General features: G+C 38.3%; 19 protein-coding genes and 1 tRNA gene. 13 read left to right on the forward strand and 7 right to left on the reverse strand.

Annotated features, from left to right (window positions below; genetic code table 11):
• Positions 1-3: 3 nt before the first annotated feature.
• The 9 genes from OB69_RS08260 to OB69_RS08300 all read left to right on the forward strand — a co-directional run bounded on the left by OB69_RS08260 (position 4) and on the right by OB69_RS08300 (position 9,577).
• Positions 4-1,113 carry a glycosyltransferase gene (locus OB69_RS08260; protein ID WP_053223231.1) on the forward strand — a complete coding sequence of 370 codons (1,110 nt, stop codon included), beginning with the start codon at positions 4-6 and terminating at the stop codon, positions 1,111-1,113.
• Positions 1,110-2,222, forward strand: coding sequence for a glycosyltransferase family protein (locus tag OB69_RS08265; protein WP_053223232.1), 1,113 nt, complete (start codon positions 1,110-1,112; stop codon positions 2,220-2,222). The genes OB69_RS08260 and OB69_RS08265 overlap by 4 nt, the downstream gene beginning before the upstream one ends.
• A gap of 326 nt (positions 2,223-2,548) precedes the next feature.
• On the forward strand, positions 2,549-3,460 hold the full coding sequence (locus OB69_RS08270; protein WP_157608515.1) for an O-antigen ligase family protein: 912 nt from the start codon (positions 2,549-2,551) through the stop codon (positions 3,458-3,460).
• A 5-nt stretch (positions 3,461-3,465) separates the two neighbouring features.
• Entirely contained in the window at positions 3,466-4,074 is a 609-nt protein-coding gene (locus OB69_RS08275; protein WP_053223234.1) for an acetyltransferase, read from the forward strand.
• A gap of 19 nt (positions 4,075-4,093) precedes the next feature.
• Positions 4,094-5,266, forward strand: coding sequence for a glycosyltransferase family 4 protein (locus OB69_RS08280; RefSeq protein ID WP_082338121.1), 1,173 nt, complete (start codon positions 4,094-4,096; stop codon positions 5,264-5,266).
• The gene (locus OB69_RS08285; RefSeq protein WP_053223235.1) at positions 5,256-5,870 is read left to right on the forward strand and encodes a sugar transferase; all 615 of its coding nucleotides are present in this window, start codon (positions 5,256-5,258) and stop codon (positions 5,868-5,870) included. Before OB69_RS08280 ends, OB69_RS08285 begins: the two co-directional genes overlap by 11 nt.
• Positions 5,871-5,891: 21 nt before the next feature.
• Positions 5,892-6,539, forward strand: coding sequence for an acetyltransferase (locus OB69_RS08290; protein ID WP_053223236.1), 648 nt, complete (start codon positions 5,892-5,894; stop codon positions 6,537-6,539).
• A gap of 3 nt (positions 6,540-6,542) precedes the next feature.
• Positions 6,543-7,676 (forward strand): DegT/DnrJ/EryC1/StrS family aminotransferase, encoded by a 1,134-nt coding sequence (locus OB69_RS08295; protein WP_053223237.1) that lies wholly within the window; start codon positions 6,543-6,545, stop codon positions 7,674-7,676.
• Positions 7,673-9,577, forward strand: a complete 1,905-nt coding sequence (locus OB69_RS08300; protein ID WP_053223238.1) for a polysaccharide biosynthesis protein — start codon at positions 7,673-7,675, stop codon at positions 9,575-9,577. The genes OB69_RS08295 and OB69_RS08300 overlap by 4 nt, the downstream gene beginning before the upstream one ends.
• A gap of 343 nt (positions 9,578-9,920) precedes the next feature.
• Here the strand turns inward: OB69_RS08300 and OB69_RS08305 are convergent, their stop codons facing one another.
• The 3 genes from OB69_RS08305 to sucC all read right to left on the reverse strand — a co-directional run bounded on the left by OB69_RS08305 (position 9,921) and on the right by sucC (position 12,276).
• On the reverse strand, positions 9,921-10,829 hold the full coding sequence (locus tag OB69_RS08305) for a DUF6089 family protein (RefSeq protein WP_053223239.1): 909 nt from the start codon (positions 10,827-10,829) through the stop codon (positions 9,921-9,923).
• A 153-nt stretch (positions 10,830-10,982) separates the two neighbouring features.
• A tRNA-Arg gene (locus tag OB69_RS08310) sits at positions 10,983-11,056 on the reverse strand.
• Between the two features lie 8 nt (positions 11,057-11,064).
• On the reverse strand, positions 11,065-12,276 hold the full coding sequence (gene sucC, locus OB69_RS08315; RefSeq protein ID WP_053223240.1) for an ADP-forming succinate--CoA ligase subunit beta: 1,212 nt from the start codon (positions 12,274-12,276) through the stop codon (positions 11,065-11,067).
• 124 nt (positions 12,277-12,400) lie between these two features.
• Between sucC and OB69_RS08320 the strand changes: the two genes are divergently transcribed.
• Entirely contained in the window at positions 12,401-13,060 is a 660-nt protein-coding gene (locus OB69_RS08320; protein ID WP_221404863.1) for an ABC transporter ATP-binding protein, read from the forward strand.
• A gap of 3 nt (positions 13,061-13,063) precedes the next feature.
• On the opposite strand, the gene OB69_RS08325 is transcribed toward OB69_RS08320, so the two are convergent.
• Positions 13,064-13,918: an outer membrane beta-barrel protein gene (locus OB69_RS08325; RefSeq protein ID WP_053223241.1), complete on the reverse strand. Its 855-nt coding sequence runs from the start codon at positions 13,916-13,918 to the stop codon at positions 13,064-13,066.
• Between the two features lie 60 nt (positions 13,919-13,978).
• The gene (locus tag OB69_RS08330; RefSeq protein ID WP_053223242.1) at positions 13,979-14,437 is read right to left on the reverse strand and encodes a peroxiredoxin; all 459 of its coding nucleotides are present in this window, start codon (positions 14,435-14,437) and stop codon (positions 13,979-13,981) included.
• A 52-nt stretch (positions 14,438-14,489) separates the two neighbouring features.
• On the opposite strand from OB69_RS08330, the gene OB69_RS08335 reads away from it, so the two are divergent.
• Positions 14,490-15,338: a DMT family transporter gene (locus OB69_RS08335; protein ID WP_053223243.1), complete on the forward strand. Its 849-nt coding sequence runs from the start codon at positions 14,490-14,492 to the stop codon at positions 15,336-15,338.
• Positions 15,335-16,162 carry a PhzF family phenazine biosynthesis protein gene (locus tag OB69_RS08340; RefSeq protein ID WP_053223244.1) on the forward strand — a complete coding sequence of 276 codons (828 nt, stop codon included), beginning with the start codon at positions 15,335-15,337 and terminating at the stop codon, positions 16,160-16,162. Before OB69_RS08335 ends, OB69_RS08340 begins: the two co-directional genes overlap by 4 nt.
• Before the next feature lie 139 nt (positions 16,163-16,301).
• On the opposite strand, the gene OB69_RS08345 is transcribed toward OB69_RS08340, so the two are convergent.
• Positions 16,302-17,219, reverse strand: coding sequence for a hypothetical protein (locus OB69_RS08345; protein WP_053223245.1), 918 nt, complete (start codon positions 17,217-17,219; stop codon positions 16,302-16,304).
• A 104-nt stretch (positions 17,220-17,323) separates the two neighbouring features.
• On the opposite strand from OB69_RS08345, the gene OB69_RS08350 reads away from it, so the two are divergent.
• Positions 17,324-17,911 (forward strand): methyltransferase domain-containing protein, encoded by a 588-nt coding sequence (locus tag OB69_RS08350; protein WP_053223246.1) that lies wholly within the window; start codon positions 17,324-17,326, stop codon positions 17,909-17,911.
• Here OB69_RS08350 and OB69_RS08355 read toward each other — a convergent pair.
• Positions 17,908-18,639: an O-methyltransferase gene (locus OB69_RS08355; protein WP_053223247.1), complete on the reverse strand. Its 732-nt coding sequence runs from the start codon at positions 18,637-18,639 to the stop codon at positions 17,908-17,910. The two genes, OB69_RS08350 and OB69_RS08355, sit on opposite strands and share 4 nt — an antisense overlap.
• Between the last annotated feature and the right edge of the window lie 28 nt (positions 18,640-18,667).

The raw sequence follows: 18,667 nt of genomic DNA on the forward strand, positions 1-18,667 counted from the left end.
CGCATGTCAAAACGGTTAAAGATACTTTTTGTAAGGCCTACTTTGGGCTATGGCGGAGCCGATAGAGTAACGGTAAACCTGCTTCAAGCCTTTGATAGAGAAAAGTTTCAATGCGATTTAGCCCTAATGCGGGCAGAAGGAGAGTTTATCGACCAAATCCCTAAGGATGTCCAGCTCTTCGACCTTAAATCTAGTTCACTTTGGCCCATGTGGAAGCCACTGAAAAAGTTGATTTCAGAAAGTGATTATGATGTAGTTTACTCTACCTGTGGAGGCGCTTCTATGCCGATGATGTTGGCCACTTGGCTCAGTAGATACAAAGGCATCACTGTGGTTTCGGAAAGGAATATTCTTTTTCCCCCTAAAAAGAGTAAGGCTAAAAGAAGGTTGATGATTTTTATCAAAGCATTTCTTTACAAAAAAGTCACTTGGGTAACTGCGGTATCAAAGGGAGTGGCGAAAGAGTGCAAAGATATTCTTGGTGTACCGTCATCACGTATTCGAGTAGTACATAATCCAATTGTGAATACGACATTGTTAGATGGTGCTAGAGAAAAAGTAGATCATCCATTTTTTAATCAATTTGACCAAATCATATTAGCAGTAGGTCGTTTTGAGTGGCAGAAGGATTACGACACACTTCTGAAAGCATTTCAAAAGGTGACTCGAGTAAATAACAATGTTGGCCTATTTATTTTGGGCAAGGGGTCGTTGGAAAGCCATTATCGGGCTATGGTTTCAGAAATGCAATTAGACGATAAGGTGTGTTTTGCAGGTTTCGATAAGAACCCTTTTAAATATATGGCTACTGCTGATGTTTATGTGCTTAGCTCTCGTCATGAAGGAATGCCTGGAACGCTAGTACAAGCGCTAGCCTGCGGTGCCCCCTGTGTGTCTACAGATTGCCCAACCGGGCCCAATGAGCTGATTACTGATGGTGAAAATGGATACTTGGTGGAAGTAGCAGATGATTTTGCTATGGCCGAAAGAATCCTTGGCTTGTTAAATAATGATGGGTTGAAATCAAAATTTAGAAATACAGCCCCGCTTGCAGTTGAAGCATATCATGAGAAGAATGGAGTAGCATCATATTTTGACTTTTTAGAAAAATGAGGTTGGCCATTCTTATTACTAACCCGAATCACCATTTGGAGCTGACGATTGATGTAGCCAAGTTGATCAAAGCAAAGGGACATCAGGTGACTTATATTTCGCTGTGCGAACTCAGGAGAATGGCAAGTCCAGAAGATGTTTTTAAAAGCGAGGGATTGGACTACATTAAATTTGGTAGTTTACCTCAAAACCTAAAGCCTAGTTCGGGCAAGCAAACTTTAGGGAAAAGTGATTCTAAGCTAAGGGCCTTGGTAAGGTTGGCCTTCTGGCTTTTAAAACTTAAACCTTTTATTAAAAAGTCATTGTTGGGTTTTGATAAAGTCTTATTAATGAATGATGCTGCTTTTCCGGGAGATAAGATATGTACCTGGCTCAAAGCAAATTCAATCCCATTTTATTTACTGCAAGAAGGTATTCGCTTTCCGCTGCCTAACGAAACTGAGACCAAATATGGAGCGAATGGGGCTGAAAAAGTGATGGCCTGGGGAGAGCGTTCAGCAAAACACTTTCGTACAATTGTATCTCCTGGAACAGAAGTGGTGGTTACGGGTTCTCCGAGGTTTAATAAATTTTTGGAAGATGTTCGGTCTTACCCAGTAAAAGATGCCAATAAAAAAGTTTTGGGAGTGTTTACTAACCCAATTGACGACCAAGGATTTTGTAGCCATGAGGCTAAACTTGAGTTGTTTGAGCGATTTGTGCAACGTGCTGCCCCGCAATTAAAAGGCATGAATATCCAGTTGGGTATTAAATGTCACCCACGTGAAGATGTTCAAGAGTATTTAACCATTGCCAATAAATATTTACCTACCATTGAATTGCCAAAATCAACTGTAGAAGCCATTTTAGCTGTGGATGTGGGTGTAATTATGGCATCTACTGTAGGTTTAGAGCTTTTGGGTGCCAAAAGAAAAATTGCGCAATTGGAAATCCCTAACTATGGATACGTTTTCGATTATCATGAAAGCGCTGATGTTTTAAAAATCCCAGTTGAAGGAGATTTCGATTTGTCCGTTCTTTTCGGAGCACAAGCTGAAATTTCCTATTTTTACGAACACATTGCCATAGGGAACGCAGCCCAAAGGATTACTTCCGTTTTAACAGAATAATGTTAGCCATTTTCAAACAGACATTAGGTGCAACAGGCTGGCTGAAGGCGTGGGCTATTTATTTAATGGCTTTTCCCTTTTATTTTTTTCCAGCAGGGAGTGCTCAACCCTCTGATATCTTTATTGTTGTTTTAATAGGTTTTTATATTCTTGGGAGGAAGTTTCAATTGAGGGGAGCTCTAAAAGAGCCTTTTACCAGATTCTTAAGGTTTTGTATTTATTTAACCGTTGTTAATTTTGGGGTTTTTATAGCTCTGTTGGGGGAGTCAAATAAGGGCTTACCTTGGTATATTATTTCAGCCTTTTATTTTTATAATTTATTTGTGATGGGCTTTGCCCTCTCATTGTACAAACAGTATGGTAAAGCATTCCTTTATACTACCATGTACAGCTGTATTATGGCGGCCATACTTCAAATTGTTCTTTCACAAGTATTAGGGACTGGAGGTGGAGAGGTGAGAGGAGCTTTGTTTTTTACCAACCCAAATCAATTAGGTTATTATTCACTCTGTGGATTGGCTATCGTATTGGTGTTAGAGACAATGTTGAAAATCCCAAAGTTATGGGTGTATTCAAGCTTTTTTCTTTTCAGCTACCTTGCTTTGGTTAGTATTTCAAAAGCAGCAATGGGAGCTATGATAATCTTATTTGGTGTCTATTTATTAGCGAATGGTATATTGTCCATGCGTAATGTTTTTGCTTTACTGATTGTAGGTGGTTTAGGCTTTTATGGATTGACAAAAACTGAGTTTGGTAAAACCTTCCAGAGAAACCTAGAAGTACGAGAATTGAATGAAGCCGATCGACCAGAGGAGATTACAGAATGGCAATACCGGGGCTATGATCGAATTACCAACCACCCTGAATATTTGGTTTTTGGGGCAGGAGAAGGGGGGTATAACCGTTTTGATACTTATATTGATAATCATGAAATACATTCTTCATTCGGTACAATTATTTTCTCTTACGGTATTCCAGGTACTATTTTATTTGTAATGTTTGTGTTTTCTATTCTTAAGAAACTACCGTGGTATTATTTAATATATTCATTACCCTTGTTCTCCTATGGTGTGACTCATATGGGGCTGCGTTTTACTATTTTTTGGGTGGCGTTAATGATGTTTCCTGTTATTAGAATGGAGCGAATGAAAGTGGATTTCTATAAACAAATTATAGCTAGACGGAAACGTGCAAAGGATAGTGAAATTAATAGATCCAAATCACGAGTTGCAGTTTAGAGGTTATGAGCGATAAAACATCATATATTCTTATTGGAGCTTCTGGCCATGCCAAAGTAGTTTTAGATATTCTTGAGAAATCAGGAGAAAAAGTACAGTGCTTGTTGGAGTTAAACCCGTTAATAAAACATCTTTTTAATTATCCTGTGATTGAGGAAAGTGACTTTATTATTAAACGCCATCATTTGATCATTGTTGCAGTTGGAGATAATAAAAGACGTCAGTTAATAGCTTCAAAGCATAAGGTTTCATTTGGATTAGCTATACATCCTGAAGCAACTATTGCGAGTTATGTAAAAATAGGCACGGGAAGTATGATTATGGCAAAAGCAGTAATTAACCCTGAAGTTTCGATTGGTGAACACTGTATAATTAATACAGGTAGTGTTGTAGAGCATGACTGTAAAATTGGAGACTATTGCCATGTATCTCCTGGAGCAGTTGTTTGTGGAGGTGTCTCTGTTGGAGAAGGGACACAAATTGGTGCTGGGGCAGTGATTTTGCCAGGAATAAAAATTGGGAGTTGGGCAACGATTGGTGCAGGAGCTGTTGTCACGAAAAACGTTCCACCTAATAGTGTATTGATTGGTAATCCAGGGAAGATAATTAGATAGTTTATATTATAGAGAATTGGTGAGCATAGAGCCGAAAATTTTAAGAATTACTACAATTCCGGCTTCTCTGAGGTATCTTTTGAAAGGACAGTTTTCTTTTTTTAATCAGAGAGGTTTTGATGTACAAATAGCTTCAGCTGATGGTGATGATGGTAGGTATGTTCAAGAAAATGAGAATGTTAAATTTCACCAAATTCCTTTAACTCGCACGATTACACCGCTTCAAGACCTACACTGCATAATATTACTTTATAGACTGATTAAAAAAGAGAGATACGATATTGTTCATAGCCATACCCCAAAAGCAGGTCTAGTGGCTATGATTGCCGCTTGGATGGCCAAAGTTCCGGTTAGACTTCATACTGTTGCGGGACTTCCTTTGATGGAGGCAACTGGAATAAAGAAACAAATACTTGTGATGGTAGAGAGGCTTACCTATAGCTTTGCTACGAAAGTATACCCTAACTCTTTCAGTATGTCCGATTACATTTCAAGGGAATTCTTCTCAAATACAACCAAACTCAAGGTACTAGCGAATGGTAGTAGCAATGGTATTGACTTAAACTACTTCTCTAGAAATGACTCGTTGCTGTCTGAATCTTTAGCATTGAGATGTGAATTAGATATTTCGTCCAGTAGTAAAGTAGGTGTTTTTGTTGGTCGTTTGGTTGGAGATAAGGGAATTAATGAACTGATTGAAGCGACTGCTGAAATTGTGGAGAAAGGGAGTGATTTTCATTTAATTCTAGTAGGGAGTTTTGAAAATGAACTTGATCCGTTGAAGGTTGAAACATATGAAAGAATTCGTAAGCTTTCAAATATCCATGTGGTTGGTTTTCAGCCTGATGTAAGGCCATACCTGTTGGCTTCCGACTTCTTGGTTTTTCCGAGTTATAGAGAGGGATTTCCAAATGTACCACTTCAAGCAGGTGCTATGGGGCTTCCATCCATTGTTAGTAATATAAATGGGTGTAACGAGATTATTGTTCATGAACAGAACGGCCTAATAATACCATCAAAAAGTAAAGAGGCTTTAAAAGAAGCGATGTGCCGTATGATAAAGGATGAGGAACTATTTGAAACCCTAAAGGAAAGGTCAAGGAAATCAATCGAAGATCGATATGATAGAGATCTTGTATGGGAAGCATTACTTTCTGAGTATCGTACTCAATTAAGATTTCATGTACACTAGATTTTTTAAACGTTTCATAGACTTTATTGGAGCTCTGTTAATATTGTTATTTGCAAGCCCAATACTTTTGGTCTCCTCACTTCTCTTATTCTTTGCTAATTCTGGGAAGATGTTTTTTGTGCAAAAGAGACCTGGTTTGAATAGCAAAATTTTTAAGATCATCAAGTTTAAAACGATGAATGATAAAAGAGATAGCAATGGTGAATTATTACCTGATGATAAAAGATTAACCAAGATCGGCTATTGGGTAAGGAAACTATCTATTGATGAATTGCCTCAGATGATCAATGTTTTGAAAGGAGATATGTCCTTGGTTGGTCCTAGACCATTGTTGGTGGATTATTTGGCATTATATTCTGATGAACAGAACAGAAGGCATAATGTACGCCCAGGGATTACAGGATGGGCTCAGGTAAATGGAAGAAATACACTTGAGTGGAAAAAGAAATTTGAATATGATGTGTGGTATGTCGATAACTGCTCTTTCTGGCTTGATATTAAAATTCTATTTTTAACTGTAGCCAAGGTTTTTAAAACAGAGGGTATTAGTTCAGAGAAATCGGTTACCATGGAAAGGTTTTTAGGAAATGATAAGTCAGTCTAGATTTACGAAATATTTAATCCTATGAAATTAAAGAAGATCGCGATATTTGGAAAGGGAGGCTTTGGTCGTGAAGTACAGATGTTAATTGAGCAGATTAATGAATGTAAAATGACATGGGAGTTTATTGGTTTTTTTGATGATGCAAAAGCTGAGGAGAAAATTAATGGCGCACCATATTTAGGAGGACTTAATGAGTTGAATTCTTACAATGAAGAGCTCAATGTTGTCTTGGCAATCGGAATTCCAGAAACGAAGAGATTAATTTTAGAAAAAATAGTTAATCAGAATATCAAGTTTCCTGTATTAATTCACCCATCAGTAATCATAGGTAATCGTCAGTTTGTATCTATAGATGAAGGGTCTATTATTTGTGCAGGAAATATAATTACAGTGAATATTGAAATAGGGAAACACGTAATTTTAAATTTGGCCTGTACCGTAGGCCATGATACACAAATCCATGATTATTGTTCATTTATGCCTCATGTGAGTATATCTGGTGAGGTAGTAATTAATGATGGGGTATATGTTGGTACTGGTGCCAGTATTATAAACCAATTAGAAATCGGTGAAAGCACAACCGTAGGAGCAGGTTCGGTTGTTGCGAAAAGTCTTCCTGCAAACTGTGTTGCTGTGGGGGTTCCTGCAAAACCCATTAAGTTTAAATAATTTATGGAATCAAGAATCTGGCTCTCTTCTCCTCATATGGGAGGTAATGAGCTGAAATATGTAAAGGAGGCCTTTGATACCAATTGGATTGCTCCATTGGGGCCTAATGTCGATCACTTTGAGAAAGAATTGGGAGAATATTTAGGTGTAAGGCATGTAGCAGCTCTCTCAAGCGGAACGGCAGCCATTCACCTAGCTCTAATACTTTTAGGAGTTAAAGCCGGAGATGAAGTAATTGCTCAAAGTTTTACTTTTTGTGGCACTACAAACCCGATACTCTACTTAGGAGCTACTCCTGTTTTAGTGGATAGCGAGCATGATACTTGGAACCTTGACCCTGTACTGCTTGAAGAAGCAATTTTGGATAGAATTAAAAAGGGGAAAAAGCCTAAAGCCGTGATTATGGTTCACCTCTACGGAATGCCTGCTAAAATGGAGCAGATTGTAGAGGTATGTAATCGCCATGAAATCCCTTTAATTGAGGATGCCGCTGAGGCACTAGGTTCAACTATTGATGGAAGAAAGGCAGGAACTTTTGGTGACATGGGTATTTTATCTTTCAACGGAAATAAAATTATTACGACCTCAGGCGGAGGAGCTTTGGTAAGTAATAATACCCAATGGATTGAGAAATCTCGCTTTCTGGCTACTCAGGCACGTGATGAAGCCCCACATTATGAACATACCGAATTGGGCTATAATTACAGAATGTCGAATATTTTGGCAGGTGTAGGACGAGGACAGTTAGAAGTATTAGATAGTCATGTATCGAAGAGACGTGCGGTAAATGCCTTTTATCGAGAATATTTAAGTTTTGAAGGTATTAGTTTTCAATCTGAAATGAGTGCTAAAGATTTCTCTAATTATTGGTTAACTTCAGTCAAAATTGAGCCAGAGCTACTTGGAGTAGACCGTGAGGACGTAAGGCTGGAGTTATGGAAGAGTAATATAGAGACTAGGCCACTTTGGAAGCCAATGCATTTACAACCGCTTTATAAAGATTGTGTTTATTACGGCAATGGAGTCAGTGATGAGTTATTTACTACGGGCTTGTGTCTTCCTTCAGGTTCGAACCTAACTACAGCTGAATTAGAAAGAGTAGTAGTAGCAATTAAAGGCTTTATTGCTAAATCATGAAAAGAAGCATTAGCACATTAAATGTTTTACCGAGGTGGATAATTGTTTTAATTGACTTAGTCATTTATTCTCTGTCTGCCTTAGTGGGGTATTTACTTCGTCTGAACTTTAATGTTGAAAACCTTTATGCATATAATTTTTTACAGGGCATAATTATTTTCACTCTTGCAGGTCTAATTAGTTCCTTAGTAACTAGGAGCTTTGCAGGCATCATTCGATATACAGGTATACAAGATACACTGAGAGTGCTGTATGCCAGCTTATTAACCTTGGCAATTGCTCTGGGAATTAACTCCATATCGGAAAATGCCATTCCATATTCCATTGCGGCAATTGCTTTTTTTGTCTCCGTTGTGGCGCTCACGAGTTATCGACTTCTAGTAAAAGAGCTGTTTTCGTTTTACAGAACGATTCCTAAGGTCAGTAAGAAGATTGTTATTTTCGGTGCTGGCCAGTCGGGTATGATTACCAAACAATTGTTAGATAATGATACTTCAACTAATGTTAAAGTCATTGGCTTTTTGGAGGATAACCCAAGAAAAATTGGTAATGTACTGAGTGGTGTACGTATTTACTCTGCACGAAACGATTTTGAAAAAGTGGTGATTAAAAATAACCCTAGTGAATTAATCATTGCTACAACAAGCATGTCACTAGATAGGAAAAATGAGCTTGTAGATCAATGCTTAGAGTTTGGGATTAAGGTATCTACTGTTCCTTCAGCAGATCAATGGATAGGAGGAGAGTTTGGTATTGATCAAATTCATGAAGTGAAGATTGAAGACCTTCTAGGAAGAAACCCGATTAGTTTAAAGAATAAGTTTGTAAATCAGGAATTATCGGGAAGAAGTATTTTGATTACTGGTGCGGCAGGTTCTATTGGTTCAGAATTGGTGAGACAAATTGTTCGATACAACCCCGCTAAGCTTATTTTATTAGATCAGTCTGAGTCAGGGCTTTTTGAAATTGAAAATGAGATTAGAGAGTTAAGGTCACTGGGTGAATCGCTCGTTTGCTATGTGGCTGATGTTACCAATCGAGAGCGCGTTAGGCGATTGTTTAGTCAGTATAAGCCTGAGTTCGTATTTCATGCTGCTGCATATAAGCATGTGCCTATGATGGAAATTAATGTTCCTGAGGCAATTGAATGTAATTTATTGGGTACTAGAAATTTGGCCGATTTATCAGTGGAATATGACGTCCGAAAGTTTGTGATGATTTCAACGGATAAGGCGGTAAACCCTACAAGTGTAATGGGGGCTACTAAGCGAGCGGCTGAAATATATGTACAATCCTTAAATAATCTTCTTTCTGAAATTGAGGCGGATAGTCCTACCCGATTTATCACTACAAGGTTTGGTAATGTGTTAGGCTCCAATGGTTCGGTTATTCCTATTTTTAAAAAACAGATACAAAAAGGCGGACCGATTACCGTAACTCATCCCGATATCACGCGATATTTTATGACCATACCTGAAGCTTGTAGTCTCGTATTGGAGGCTGGAGTAATGGGTAATGGCGGTGAAATTTTCGTTTTTGACATGGGTAAGTCAATAAAAATTGTTGACTTAGCAAAAAGGATGATTCAACTCTCAGGATTAAAAGAAGGGAAAGATATTGATATTGTTTTTTCTGGATTAAGGCCTGGTGAAAAGCTGTATGAGGAGCTCTTAGATGACAAAGAAAATACAATGAGTACCCATCACCCCAAAATAATGATCGCCAAAGTAAGGTCTCTTGATTTTTCTAAGGTTAAATCTCATTACTCTGATTTAGAAGGTCTAATTTATTCGTCACCTAGCAGTGGTGATGATATAGATATGAAAATGGTGAAGGTATTAAAGTCTCTTATTCAAGAGTATAGAAGTAAGGAATCTAAATTTACAATGCTTGATCGTTGATTGTTTCTTTGAGTTGAAATCAAGAAGCAGGAGCTACCTAGAGTAACATCTTAAATAGGGTCACTTATTTAGTTCAATGGATTGGTTTTAACTTTGAAACTCTACCTTTAGTTTTCTATTATTCGTTCAAGAGCATAGGAACGAACGAACAATATTAAACTCTAGACCTTTCTATTTACCCTTCGGTGTCATAGAGGCTTTTAATGTGGGGTAAAACTCTTCACAGCAAATCCATCATACATTTTTTCGATTTAAGGTATTAGTGCTAATCCTAAACATAAAAGCGGCTCAATTCATTTGAATTGGGCCGCTTTTATTATGTCTGCTATTTGTTGTGTAGATATTATCTGAACTTAGGTTTTTTTCTAGAAGGAGAGAAGAGTTGTGATAAGAAGTTATCTGGTAAATACATTTCTAATCTGATTTGGAAAATATAATAAGCATCGTTTTTTAGAGGGTTTCCTCTATCCCAACCAGCTTTTCTTTCAGAGAACCCCCCTTCAGGGCCTCTATCCGATAAGGCTTTGGCTAAAGCTGCCTTTTCCGTGTTTTCTCCAAATAGAGCATCAAAAGCTGTAGGGTCAACATGTTCTTTACTAATGTCATCAAGATAATCGGTAAAGGTGTGTCTATAGCCAGCTTCTAAAAGAATATCTATGGCGTCATTGGCTTTTAATCTTACACCTAACCCAACAGGAACTACCATAATTCTCCCTGAATAAGGAGTCAATTCTGTTTGTAATGGCCTTAATGGCACCCAGTCACCTTGGTAGAGTGCCTTAGGATTGTTGGAACTTAATCCAAGGCCAGCATAGATATAAGGGTTTATAAGTGGCCTTCTAGTGTACGAATTGTTAACAGGAATTAGATTGAAAACAAACATGGCGGATAGCTCCAAGTTGTTTGATCTAAATGAGAGGTTTCTAGGCCGTCTAGTATCTGTTCCACCAAACCTGTTATCTCGATCTTTAATTTTTTGATTAAGTGAGTCAGCGCCACCTATCTGATACCAGTTTAGGTCAAGTCTTAAGCTGAGTTGTGAGCCAAATTTTTTCCTTAGTCCAATTCCAGCATTCGGTCTGGCTGTAAATCCATCGTACAAAACATCGTGTAAATCACCATGATAGGTGGACGTGCCTAAGCCAAAGGAAAACATCATGCTTCTGTCTCGTCTTCTGGAATAGAAGCTTTGAGCGTTGACAGCATCAACCACAACGAAAATAAATAGAAGAAGAAATATCGTTTTTTTCATTCCGAATACACAAGTGTGTAAATCTATATACTGAAAAACATTTAACTAAATAAGTGGTGGTTACACTAAACGTACTTCGGTGAGGCTGTACAAAACTAGGTAATATTCTTATAAATAGAAAATCCTTCGGTAAAATACCGAAGGATTTTTAAGTGCACCCGGAAGGAGTCGAACCCTCAACCCCCAGAGCCGAAATCTGGTACTCTATCCAGTTGAGCTACGGATGCCTAGCTTTTTAAGCTAATACTTCTTGAACTTTCGTAGCAGCGTCTTTTAAAAGAATTGCAGAATGCACGGCTAAACCACTTTCGTCAATGATTTTAGCTCCTTCTTCAGCATTTGTTCCTTGCAAACGAACGATGATCGGAATGTTAATATTTCCAATTTTCTTATACGCTTCTACAACTCCATTGGCCACTCTGTCGCAACGAACGATACCACCAAAAATGTTGATTAGAATAGCTTTTACGTTAGGATCCTGAAGAATAATTCTGAAACCTGCCTCTACAGTTTCTGCATTAGCCGACCCTCCAACATCTAAAAAGTTTGCTGGTTCTCCGCCTGATAACTTAATAATGTCCATAGTAGCCATAGCCAAACCAGCACCGTTTACCATACAGCCAACGTTACCATCTAATTTAACATAGCTTAAGCCAAACTTTCCTGCTTCTACTTCTGCTGGGTCTTCTTCAGTAACATCTCTCAATGCCATTAGGTCTGGATGACGCATTAAAGCATTGTCGTCTAAGTTTACCTTTGCGTCAACCGCAAGTATCTTGTTGTCAGAAGTTTTTAAAACCGGATTGATTTCGAACATTGAAGAATCAGAGCTCTCATATGCTTTGTATAGAGAGAAAATGAATTTAACCATTTCCTTAAATGCGTTGCCTTCTAAGCCTAGTTTGAAAGCTACTTTTCTAGCTTGGAAACCTTGAAGGCCAACTTTTGGATCAATCCATTCTTTAATGATTTTCTCTGGGCTGTTTTCAGCAACTTCTTCAATGTCCATTCCACCTTCGGTAGAAGCCATGATTACATTGCAGCCCTTTGCTCTATCTAATAAGATTCCCATGTAGTACTCCTTAGGCTCTGAATCACCAGGATAGTACACGTCTTCCGCAATAAGTACTTTGTTGACTTTCTTTCCTTCAGGCCCAGTTTGATGAGTTACAAGGGTTCCATCTAAAATGGCGCCTGCCTTGGTAGGTACTTCATCTAAACTTTTTGCTAAAACTACGCCTCGTGATCCGGTTTCGTTTACAGTGCCTTTTCCACGACCACCAGCATGGATTTGAGCTTTTACTACGTACCAAGATGTTCCTGTTTCAGCATTCAGTTTTTTTGCCGCCTCCAACGCCTCGTCAGCTGTTGAAGCAACAATGCCTTCCTGAATTTTTACTCCATGTTTTTTTAGTAGTTCTTTTGCTTGATATTCGTGGATATTCATGTGTCAAAATTTTTGCACGAAACTACACCTTTGACCTTAATATAACAAGGAAAATAGGTGGCGTTCTTTTCAGTTTTACACGATCATTCGTATGATTTTACTATGTTTGGTTTCATAAGTAGCTATGGAGATTTTAAAGGCAGAAAGTGTAAGGAAGTCATATGGTGATTTAGAAGTGCTCAAGGGCATTCAATTGACCGTTCAAAAAGGAGAGTTGCTGTCGATTGTAGGAGAATCAGGGGCTGGTAAAAGCACTTTACTCCATATTTTAGGAACTTTAGATTTAGCAGATACTGGTAAAGTAATGATCAACGGGAAATCTGTTGGTGATATGAATCCTAAACAATTGGCCAGTTTCAGGAATAAAGAAATAGGTTTCATTTTTCAGTTTCACAACCTGTTGCCTGAATTTACTGCATTGGAAAATGTTTGTTTGCCAGCATTATTTTCTAATTCTAATGAGAAGGAAGTTTTTAAAAAGGGTGAAAAGCTTTTAACTAAACTTGGTCTTTTGTCCCGAAAAGATCATAAACCTTCTGAACTTTCTGGTGGTGAACAACAACGTGTAGCAGTAGCCAGGTCCTTGATTAATGATCCTAGCCTTGTTTTTGCCGATGAGCCCAGCGGTAATTTAGATTCGAAAACAGCTGAAGAGTTACATCGCTTATTTTTCGACCTTAGAGATGAGCTTAACCAAACCTTTGTGATTGTAACGCACAATCAATCCTTGGCCTCTATGACTGATCGAAAGATCGAGATTAGAGATGGGGTAATCGTAAACTGAGGATTACCTAGTTTTCTTTACCACTTTACAGCGGATAGATGATTTGCCATATAATGAACCAGGCAGGTAATAGCCAAGTCTGAATCCAAATCTCAAATAGGCATCATTAGTACCTTCCCCGCGTGCATCGCCTGCTGCGGCTGGGTCAAAACCTAATTCTACTCTTCTGTCAGATAGTTGAGAAGCAATTGGGTCAGCAAAAGAAGATGGGTCTCTGTAGTTTGCACTTACATCGTCTAAGTATTTTGTTAAAGCTGCGGTATACTGCATTTCTAATTGCAGGTCCATATTTCTATTGATAAAAATGTTTACTCCAACACCTACTGGTACTACCAGCGCCAAAGTGCCATATTCAACACCTTCAAGCCTCATCGGACGTAATTCGTAGTCGGTTCCGGCTAAAGTAGCTTTAGGCTTGTTTGTGGTTACCCCTAAACCCAAATGAAAATAAGGATTCACAAAAGCCCTGTCTTTATAGCCTGTATGGGGGTGGCGAAAAGCATAATATAAAGCCTGAGCTGTGAATTCTATGTTGGTGGCTTTAAAAGACAGGTTTCTTTGAACTCTCGCTGTTTCAACAGAAAGAGAGTCTGCTCCTTTAATGGAATATACCGATAAGCTTCCGCGAAGCGCAATGTTATCAGTGAAAAGGTGTTCGTAAGCTAATGAAGTACTTAATCCCATTTTTACTTTAGTGTCGGTGGCTAAAGCACTTAACTCTCCAAAATAGGTGTTTAAGCCAAAGCCAAAAGTGACTTTCGAAATTCTATCAAAATCGCCTGTAGTGGTGTATTGTTGACCCATGATGCTCTTTGAAACAATAACAAAAAGCAATAACAAAAAGCGTGATTTAGTCATTCTTTAAAAATTTGATTTAGGCTTAGAACCATAAAGATATAATTCAAACGCAAAAAAAAGCTATGTATTGGCAGATTTCATCTTTTCAAGCATAATTTCAATATGCTTTTTTGCTCCGAACATATCTTGATACACTGCAGCAACCTTATGTTCAGCATCTAAAAGGTAGGTAATCCGCTTCGGAACTGTAATCAATGGGATAAGTGCATCGTATGATTTGCAAACTTCCCCTTTTGGGTCAGAAAGTAAATCGAAAGGGAGTTTATGTTCTTCTTTAAATTTCTGATGACTGGTGATACTATCTTTACTCACACCAATAACAGTTACATTTAAGCCAATAAAGTCTGAAAAGGCATCGCGAAAGGTGCATGCTTCTTCTGTACAGCCTGGGGTAAAATCTTTTGGGTAAAAATAAATAATACAGGGCTTGCCTTTAAGGTCTGCGGCTAAATCAAATACTTTTCCTGAGGTACTTTTTAATTTTATTTCGGGTGCTTTTGAACCAATTTTTAATGCCATGCTTTATGTTTGAATAATTATTTTTTCGAATGGGAATATCGCAACTTCGAGCATGGTTTCAAAAGGGGTAAAATACATGCTCTTGTCAACATTCATTTTTGCAGTAATGAATGTGCTTATTAAATACGTGCCCAATATACCTGCAATTGAAATCATTTTGTTTCGCTCAATTGTTTCGTTTTTAATGTCGGGTATCGCATTAAAATCACAAAAGGTTCCTCTTTTTGGAAACAACAAGAAAATACTCCTGTTTAGAGGCTTGGCTGGAGCAATTGCACTAATGATGTTTTTCACTACGCTTCAGGAAATTCCCTTAGCAAGTGCGGTTACTTTAATGTTTCTGGGGCCTATTTTCACTGCGATTCTAGGGATGTGGATTGTAAAAGAAAAAGTGGCTTGGGTACAATGGCTTTTCTTTGGGCTTTCCTTTGCGGGAATTCTAATGATTAAAGGTTTTGATGCGCGAGTTTCGCCAGAAATGACTTTACTCGGTGTAGGGGCGGCCTTCTTTTCAGGAATTGCCTATAATATGATTCGGAAGCTGAAAACTTCGGAACACCCTTTGGTGATTATATTTTACTTTCCGCTGGTTACGCTTCCCATTGTTGGAATTTACTCCGCATTCCACTGGGTTTGGCCAGTAGGAATTGAGTGGGTGGTACTTTTGGCCATTGGTGTGCTTACTCAATTAGCACAGTATTTTATGACTAAATCTTATCAGTCGGAAGAACTTTCTAAGGTAGCCAACCTTAACTTTATCGGAATTATTTATGCCTTAGGTTTTGGCTATGTTTTGTTCGAAGAAACTTTCAACCTTCTGACCTATTTGGGAATGACTTTGGTGATGGTAGGCGTAGTTTTGAATGTGGTATATAAACAAAGAAAGCAGAAAGTTGTATGAAAATTTATCAAGTAGATTCTTTTACCAAAGAGGTTTTTAAAGGTAATCCAGCGGCTGTGGCCATTTTGAGTGAAGCAATTTCAGATGAAATGATGCAGAAGATAGCGGTAGAGATGAATTTATCTGAAACAGCTTTTGTAAAGATAAATGAAGATTACTGCGATTTACGATGGTTTACACCAGCTACCGAAGTCCCGCTTTGCGGCCATGCCACGTTGGCTTCGGCTTTTGCGCTTTGGCAAGGCGGCCACTGGCCAACAGACAAAACCATTGAGTTTAAAACCTTAAGCGGTTCGTTATTTACTTCTTTAGATTCAAACGGTTTAATTACCATGGATTTTCCTGCGAATTATGCCACCACTACCGAAGGCTTTGATACAACTGAACTCGAAAGTGCTTTTGGTTTTCCAATTCAAGAAGTACTCAAGTATCCAGCGGAGTTAATTCTGATTTTTGAGTCGGAACAAGCAGTGCTGTCAGCCAATCCTGATGATGTCGTTATTGCTAAACAAGCCCAAAATGGGGTAATCGTTTCTGCCTTATCTAAAGAGGTGCACTACGATTTTGTGAGCCGCTATTTTGCACCCAATTTGGGAATTAAGGAAGATCCGGTCACTGGCTTTATGCACACGATTCTAACACCTTACTGGGCTGATAAAACTGGAAAAACTAGCTTCAAGGCTTTTCAAGCTTCTGCCAGAACGGGCGAAATGCAAACGGAATTAAAAGGGAATCGCGTAATTCTAAAAGGAAATGCAGTAATGGTTTTCGAAACTGACTTTGAGATACCTTCTAACCTGAACCCAATTAATAAAATAGTTTAGGCAATTTATTGAGTATTCTTCCATTAGCAGAACCCTCCAGAAGTTCTCTTTTTCGCTTTAGATTAATTATTTACTACTGATAATATAATTGCCCCAACTTTTAGAGGGTTTGTCCAAGTGTAGAATCAGGTTCAGGGTTCTACCTTACATTAAAAGTAGTTCTGCCTATTTCGTAAGTATCAGAAAGAATGATGATTTTGTACTCGCCTTCATCAAATTCAGAACCTTTGTCGTAAACGAAGGTCAATTCTTGCTTTGAGTTATCGAAAAGAATTTCCTGACGCGCTGTAAATGTTTGTTCACGTCCATCTACAGTAAATGAACCAGAACCTTTAGCGATATCAAAAACTACATTGCCAGCAGGGTCAACCAACTGAATCATGATTTTATGGCCTGCAACTGGTGCAACAGGGTTGTCTGCTAGATTGAAAGTTACCTTGATTTTCTCAGCCTGACGGCCTCTGAAATCACCTTCTCGCTCTTTTCCCCTAGAATTTATATTGAAGACTTTTACGTTTTCTGCCTTAAGTTTGGCAGCCAAAGAAATCTGCTGCTTTAGCTCTTGTTGCGTTTCTGTGGCTTTACGTATTGTATTGTTTAATTCGTTTTTCTCGGTTTTTAAATCAATGTTTTCTTCTACCAATTTGGTATTGATTACTTTCAACGCTGCGATCTCGTCATCTTTAGCCAAAAGCAATTCTTCGTAACCCCCCACTTTTCTGTCCAAGCGTTGAATAATGGCTTTATTGGCTACTCTTGTTCTTTGCAGCTGATCACGTTGTGCAGTGATCGAGTCTTTTAAGGTTACCAGTGAATCTATATTTCCACCCAACTTGGCTATTTCAGAAATACGGTTACTTAGTTGACCGCTAATACTATCTAATTTAGTGGTAAGTGTAATTTTTGTAGCCTCAAATTCAGCTTGAAGTGCGTTTTTACTTTCGTTATCAGAGTAAATTTTGAAGCCCGCCCCAGCTACAATAACAATGAGGGCCACAATTAATATAATTCTAATTTTATCTGGGCTTCCGCCTTTCTTCTTTGCTACTTCACTCATTCCGCTGAACCTCTGTTAATAAATTTTAAACGTCTTTTCGGTTAAATATTGGGCGAATTACTTAAATCTTTTTTAAATATGCCAACCCATTAAAAACGACTGGCATGATTGAATCTTTAAATGAGAATTACTGGACACAAAGGTATGAGAATAATCAGGTGGGCTGGGATATAGGCCATGTTTCTACACCGATTAAAGATTATATCGATCAGCTAAGTAATAAGGACATTAGGATTCTAATTCCCGGGGCGGGAAATGCCTATGAAGCAGAATACTTATGGAGTCAAGGGTTTAAAAATGTTTGGGTGATTGACCTTTCTAAAACTCCTTTGCAGAATCTTCAATCTAGAATTCCTGATTTCCCTGCTTCGCAATTAATTCATGGTAACTTTTTTGACCATCATTCGCAATATGATTTGATTATTGAACAGACATTTTTTTGTGCGCTCAACCCCATTATGCGAACGGATTATGTGGCTAAAATGCATGAACTTTTGGTGAATGGTGGTAAGCTGGTAGGCCTCATGTTTAAGATTCCACTCAACACAACGCATCCTCCTTTTGGTGGAAATGAAGAGAGGTACCGATCGATTTTCTCACCTTATTTCAAGATTGAAATTATGGAAGAAGCACATAATTCCATTCCACCCAGAAGCGGCAATGAGCTTTTCGTGAAGATGGTCAAAGCTTAAAATTCCAGAATATAATTTTCTTTCATTAAATCAGGTTGGAGGAAGAGAATTCCTGCTTCGAATAGGTCGATGGAAAGGGAGACTTTAGGATGCTTTTTAAGTACTTCCCAAGCATCGTTCATTTCTTTAGACCAATGAATATCGTCTAAAATGATCATGCCCGATGTTGTCATTTTAGGCAAGAGTAGTTCGAAGTATCGAAGTGTAGGTTCATATCGGTGGTTGGCATCTATGTAAGCCAAATCAATTTGAGGGGTGTTTTCAATCCATTGAGGTAAAGTGTTGTCAATATTCCCTTCGATCAATTGGTAATTGGTGCAGTTCAACTTACTTAAGTTTTGCTTGGCCAAATTGGCGATGGATGCACTTCCCTCAAAAGTGAAAAGTTGAACATCCTTTTTTGCAGAAGCCATATAGGCTGAATTCAAACCTAATGAAGTGCCCAATTCCACGATGTTTTTATAATCGAAATGTGTGATAATTCGATTGAGCAATCTTGAAAAGCGAGCAGGAGTAGAGGCGTGTTTGGCGATCTGACTTACTTTACGCGTATTGGAGTTACTGATGCGAGAACCTGCCCCCAAATCTTCGATTAGAATCTCTTCATCGTTTTGAAGCAGGCTTTTTCTTAAGGCTTCGATGGGTTCAAAACCTTTTTTATTGTCTTTTTTAACAACTTTGGTATAGAATGAATAAAGAAATGGCGAATGCAACGAATGTTCGTTCATGGCTAAAAGCCAGTACTTTATATAAGCC

This window comes from Roseivirga seohaensis subsp. aquiponti, assembly GCF_001267955.1.
Lineage (GTDB): Bacteria > Bacteroidota > Bacteroidia > Cytophagales > Cyclobacteriaceae > Roseivirga > Roseivirga seohaensis.

Coding starts and splice junctions, on each gene's coding strand:
- OB69_RS08340 (WP_053223244.1), top strand. CDS start 15,335: ATGAAAATTTATCAAGTAGATTCTTTTACCAAAGAGGTTTTTAAAGGT.
- OB69_RS08290 (WP_053223236.1), top strand. CDS start 5,892: ATGAAATTAAAGAAGATCGCGATATTTGGAAAGGGAGGCTTTGGTCGT.
- OB69_RS08325 (WP_053223241.1), bottom strand. CDS start 13,918: ATGACTAAATCACGCTTTTTGTTATTGCTTTTTGTTATTGTTTCAAAG.
- OB69_RS08300 (WP_053223238.1), top strand. CDS start 7,673: ATGAAAAGAAGCATTAGCACATTAAATGTTTTACCGAGGTGGATAATT.
- OB69_RS08275 (WP_053223234.1), top strand. CDS start 3,466: ATGAGCGATAAAACATCATATATTCTTATTGGAGCTTCTGGCCATGCC.
- OB69_RS08320 (WP_221404863.1), top strand. CDS start 12,401: ATGGAGATTTTAAAGGCAGAAAGTGTAAGGAAGTCATATGGTGATTTA.
- sucC (WP_053223240.1), bottom strand. CDS start 12,276: ATGAATATCCACGAATATCAAGCAAAAGAACTACTAAAAAAACATGGA.
- OB69_RS08355 (WP_053223247.1), bottom strand. CDS start 18,639: ATGAACGAACATTCGTTGCATTCGCCATTTCTTTATTCATTCTATACC.
- OB69_RS08305 (WP_053223239.1), bottom strand. CDS start 10,829: ATGAAAAAAACGATATTTCTTCTTCTATTTATTTTCGTTGTGGTTGAT.
- OB69_RS08295 (WP_053223237.1), top strand. CDS start 6,543: ATGGAATCAAGAATCTGGCTCTCTTCTCCTCATATGGGAGGTAATGAG.
- OB69_RS08345 (WP_053223245.1), bottom strand. CDS start 17,219: ATGAGTGAAGTAGCAAAGAAGAAAGGCGGAAGCCCAGATAAAATTAGA.
- OB69_RS08350 (WP_053223246.1), top strand. CDS start 17,324: ATGATTGAATCTTTAAATGAGAATTACTGGACACAAAGGTATGAGAAT.
- OB69_RS08265 (WP_053223232.1), top strand. CDS start 1,110: ATGAGGTTGGCCATTCTTATTACTAACCCGAATCACCATTTGGAGCTG.
- OB69_RS08285 (WP_053223235.1), top strand. CDS start 5,256: ATGTACACTAGATTTTTTAAACGTTTCATAGACTTTATTGGAGCTCTG.
- OB69_RS08270 (WP_157608515.1), top strand. CDS start 2,549: ATGGGCTTTGCCCTCTCATTGTACAAACAGTATGGTAAAGCATTCCTT.
- OB69_RS08260 (WP_053223231.1), top strand. CDS start 4: ATGTCAAAACGGTTAAAGATACTTTTTGTAAGGCCTACTTTGGGCTAT.
- OB69_RS08330 (WP_053223242.1), bottom strand. CDS start 14,437: ATGGCATTAAAAATTGGTTCAAAAGCACCCGAAATAAAATTAAAAAGT.
- OB69_RS08335 (WP_053223243.1), top strand. CDS start 14,490: ATGGTTTCAAAAGGGGTAAAATACATGCTCTTGTCAACATTCATTTTT.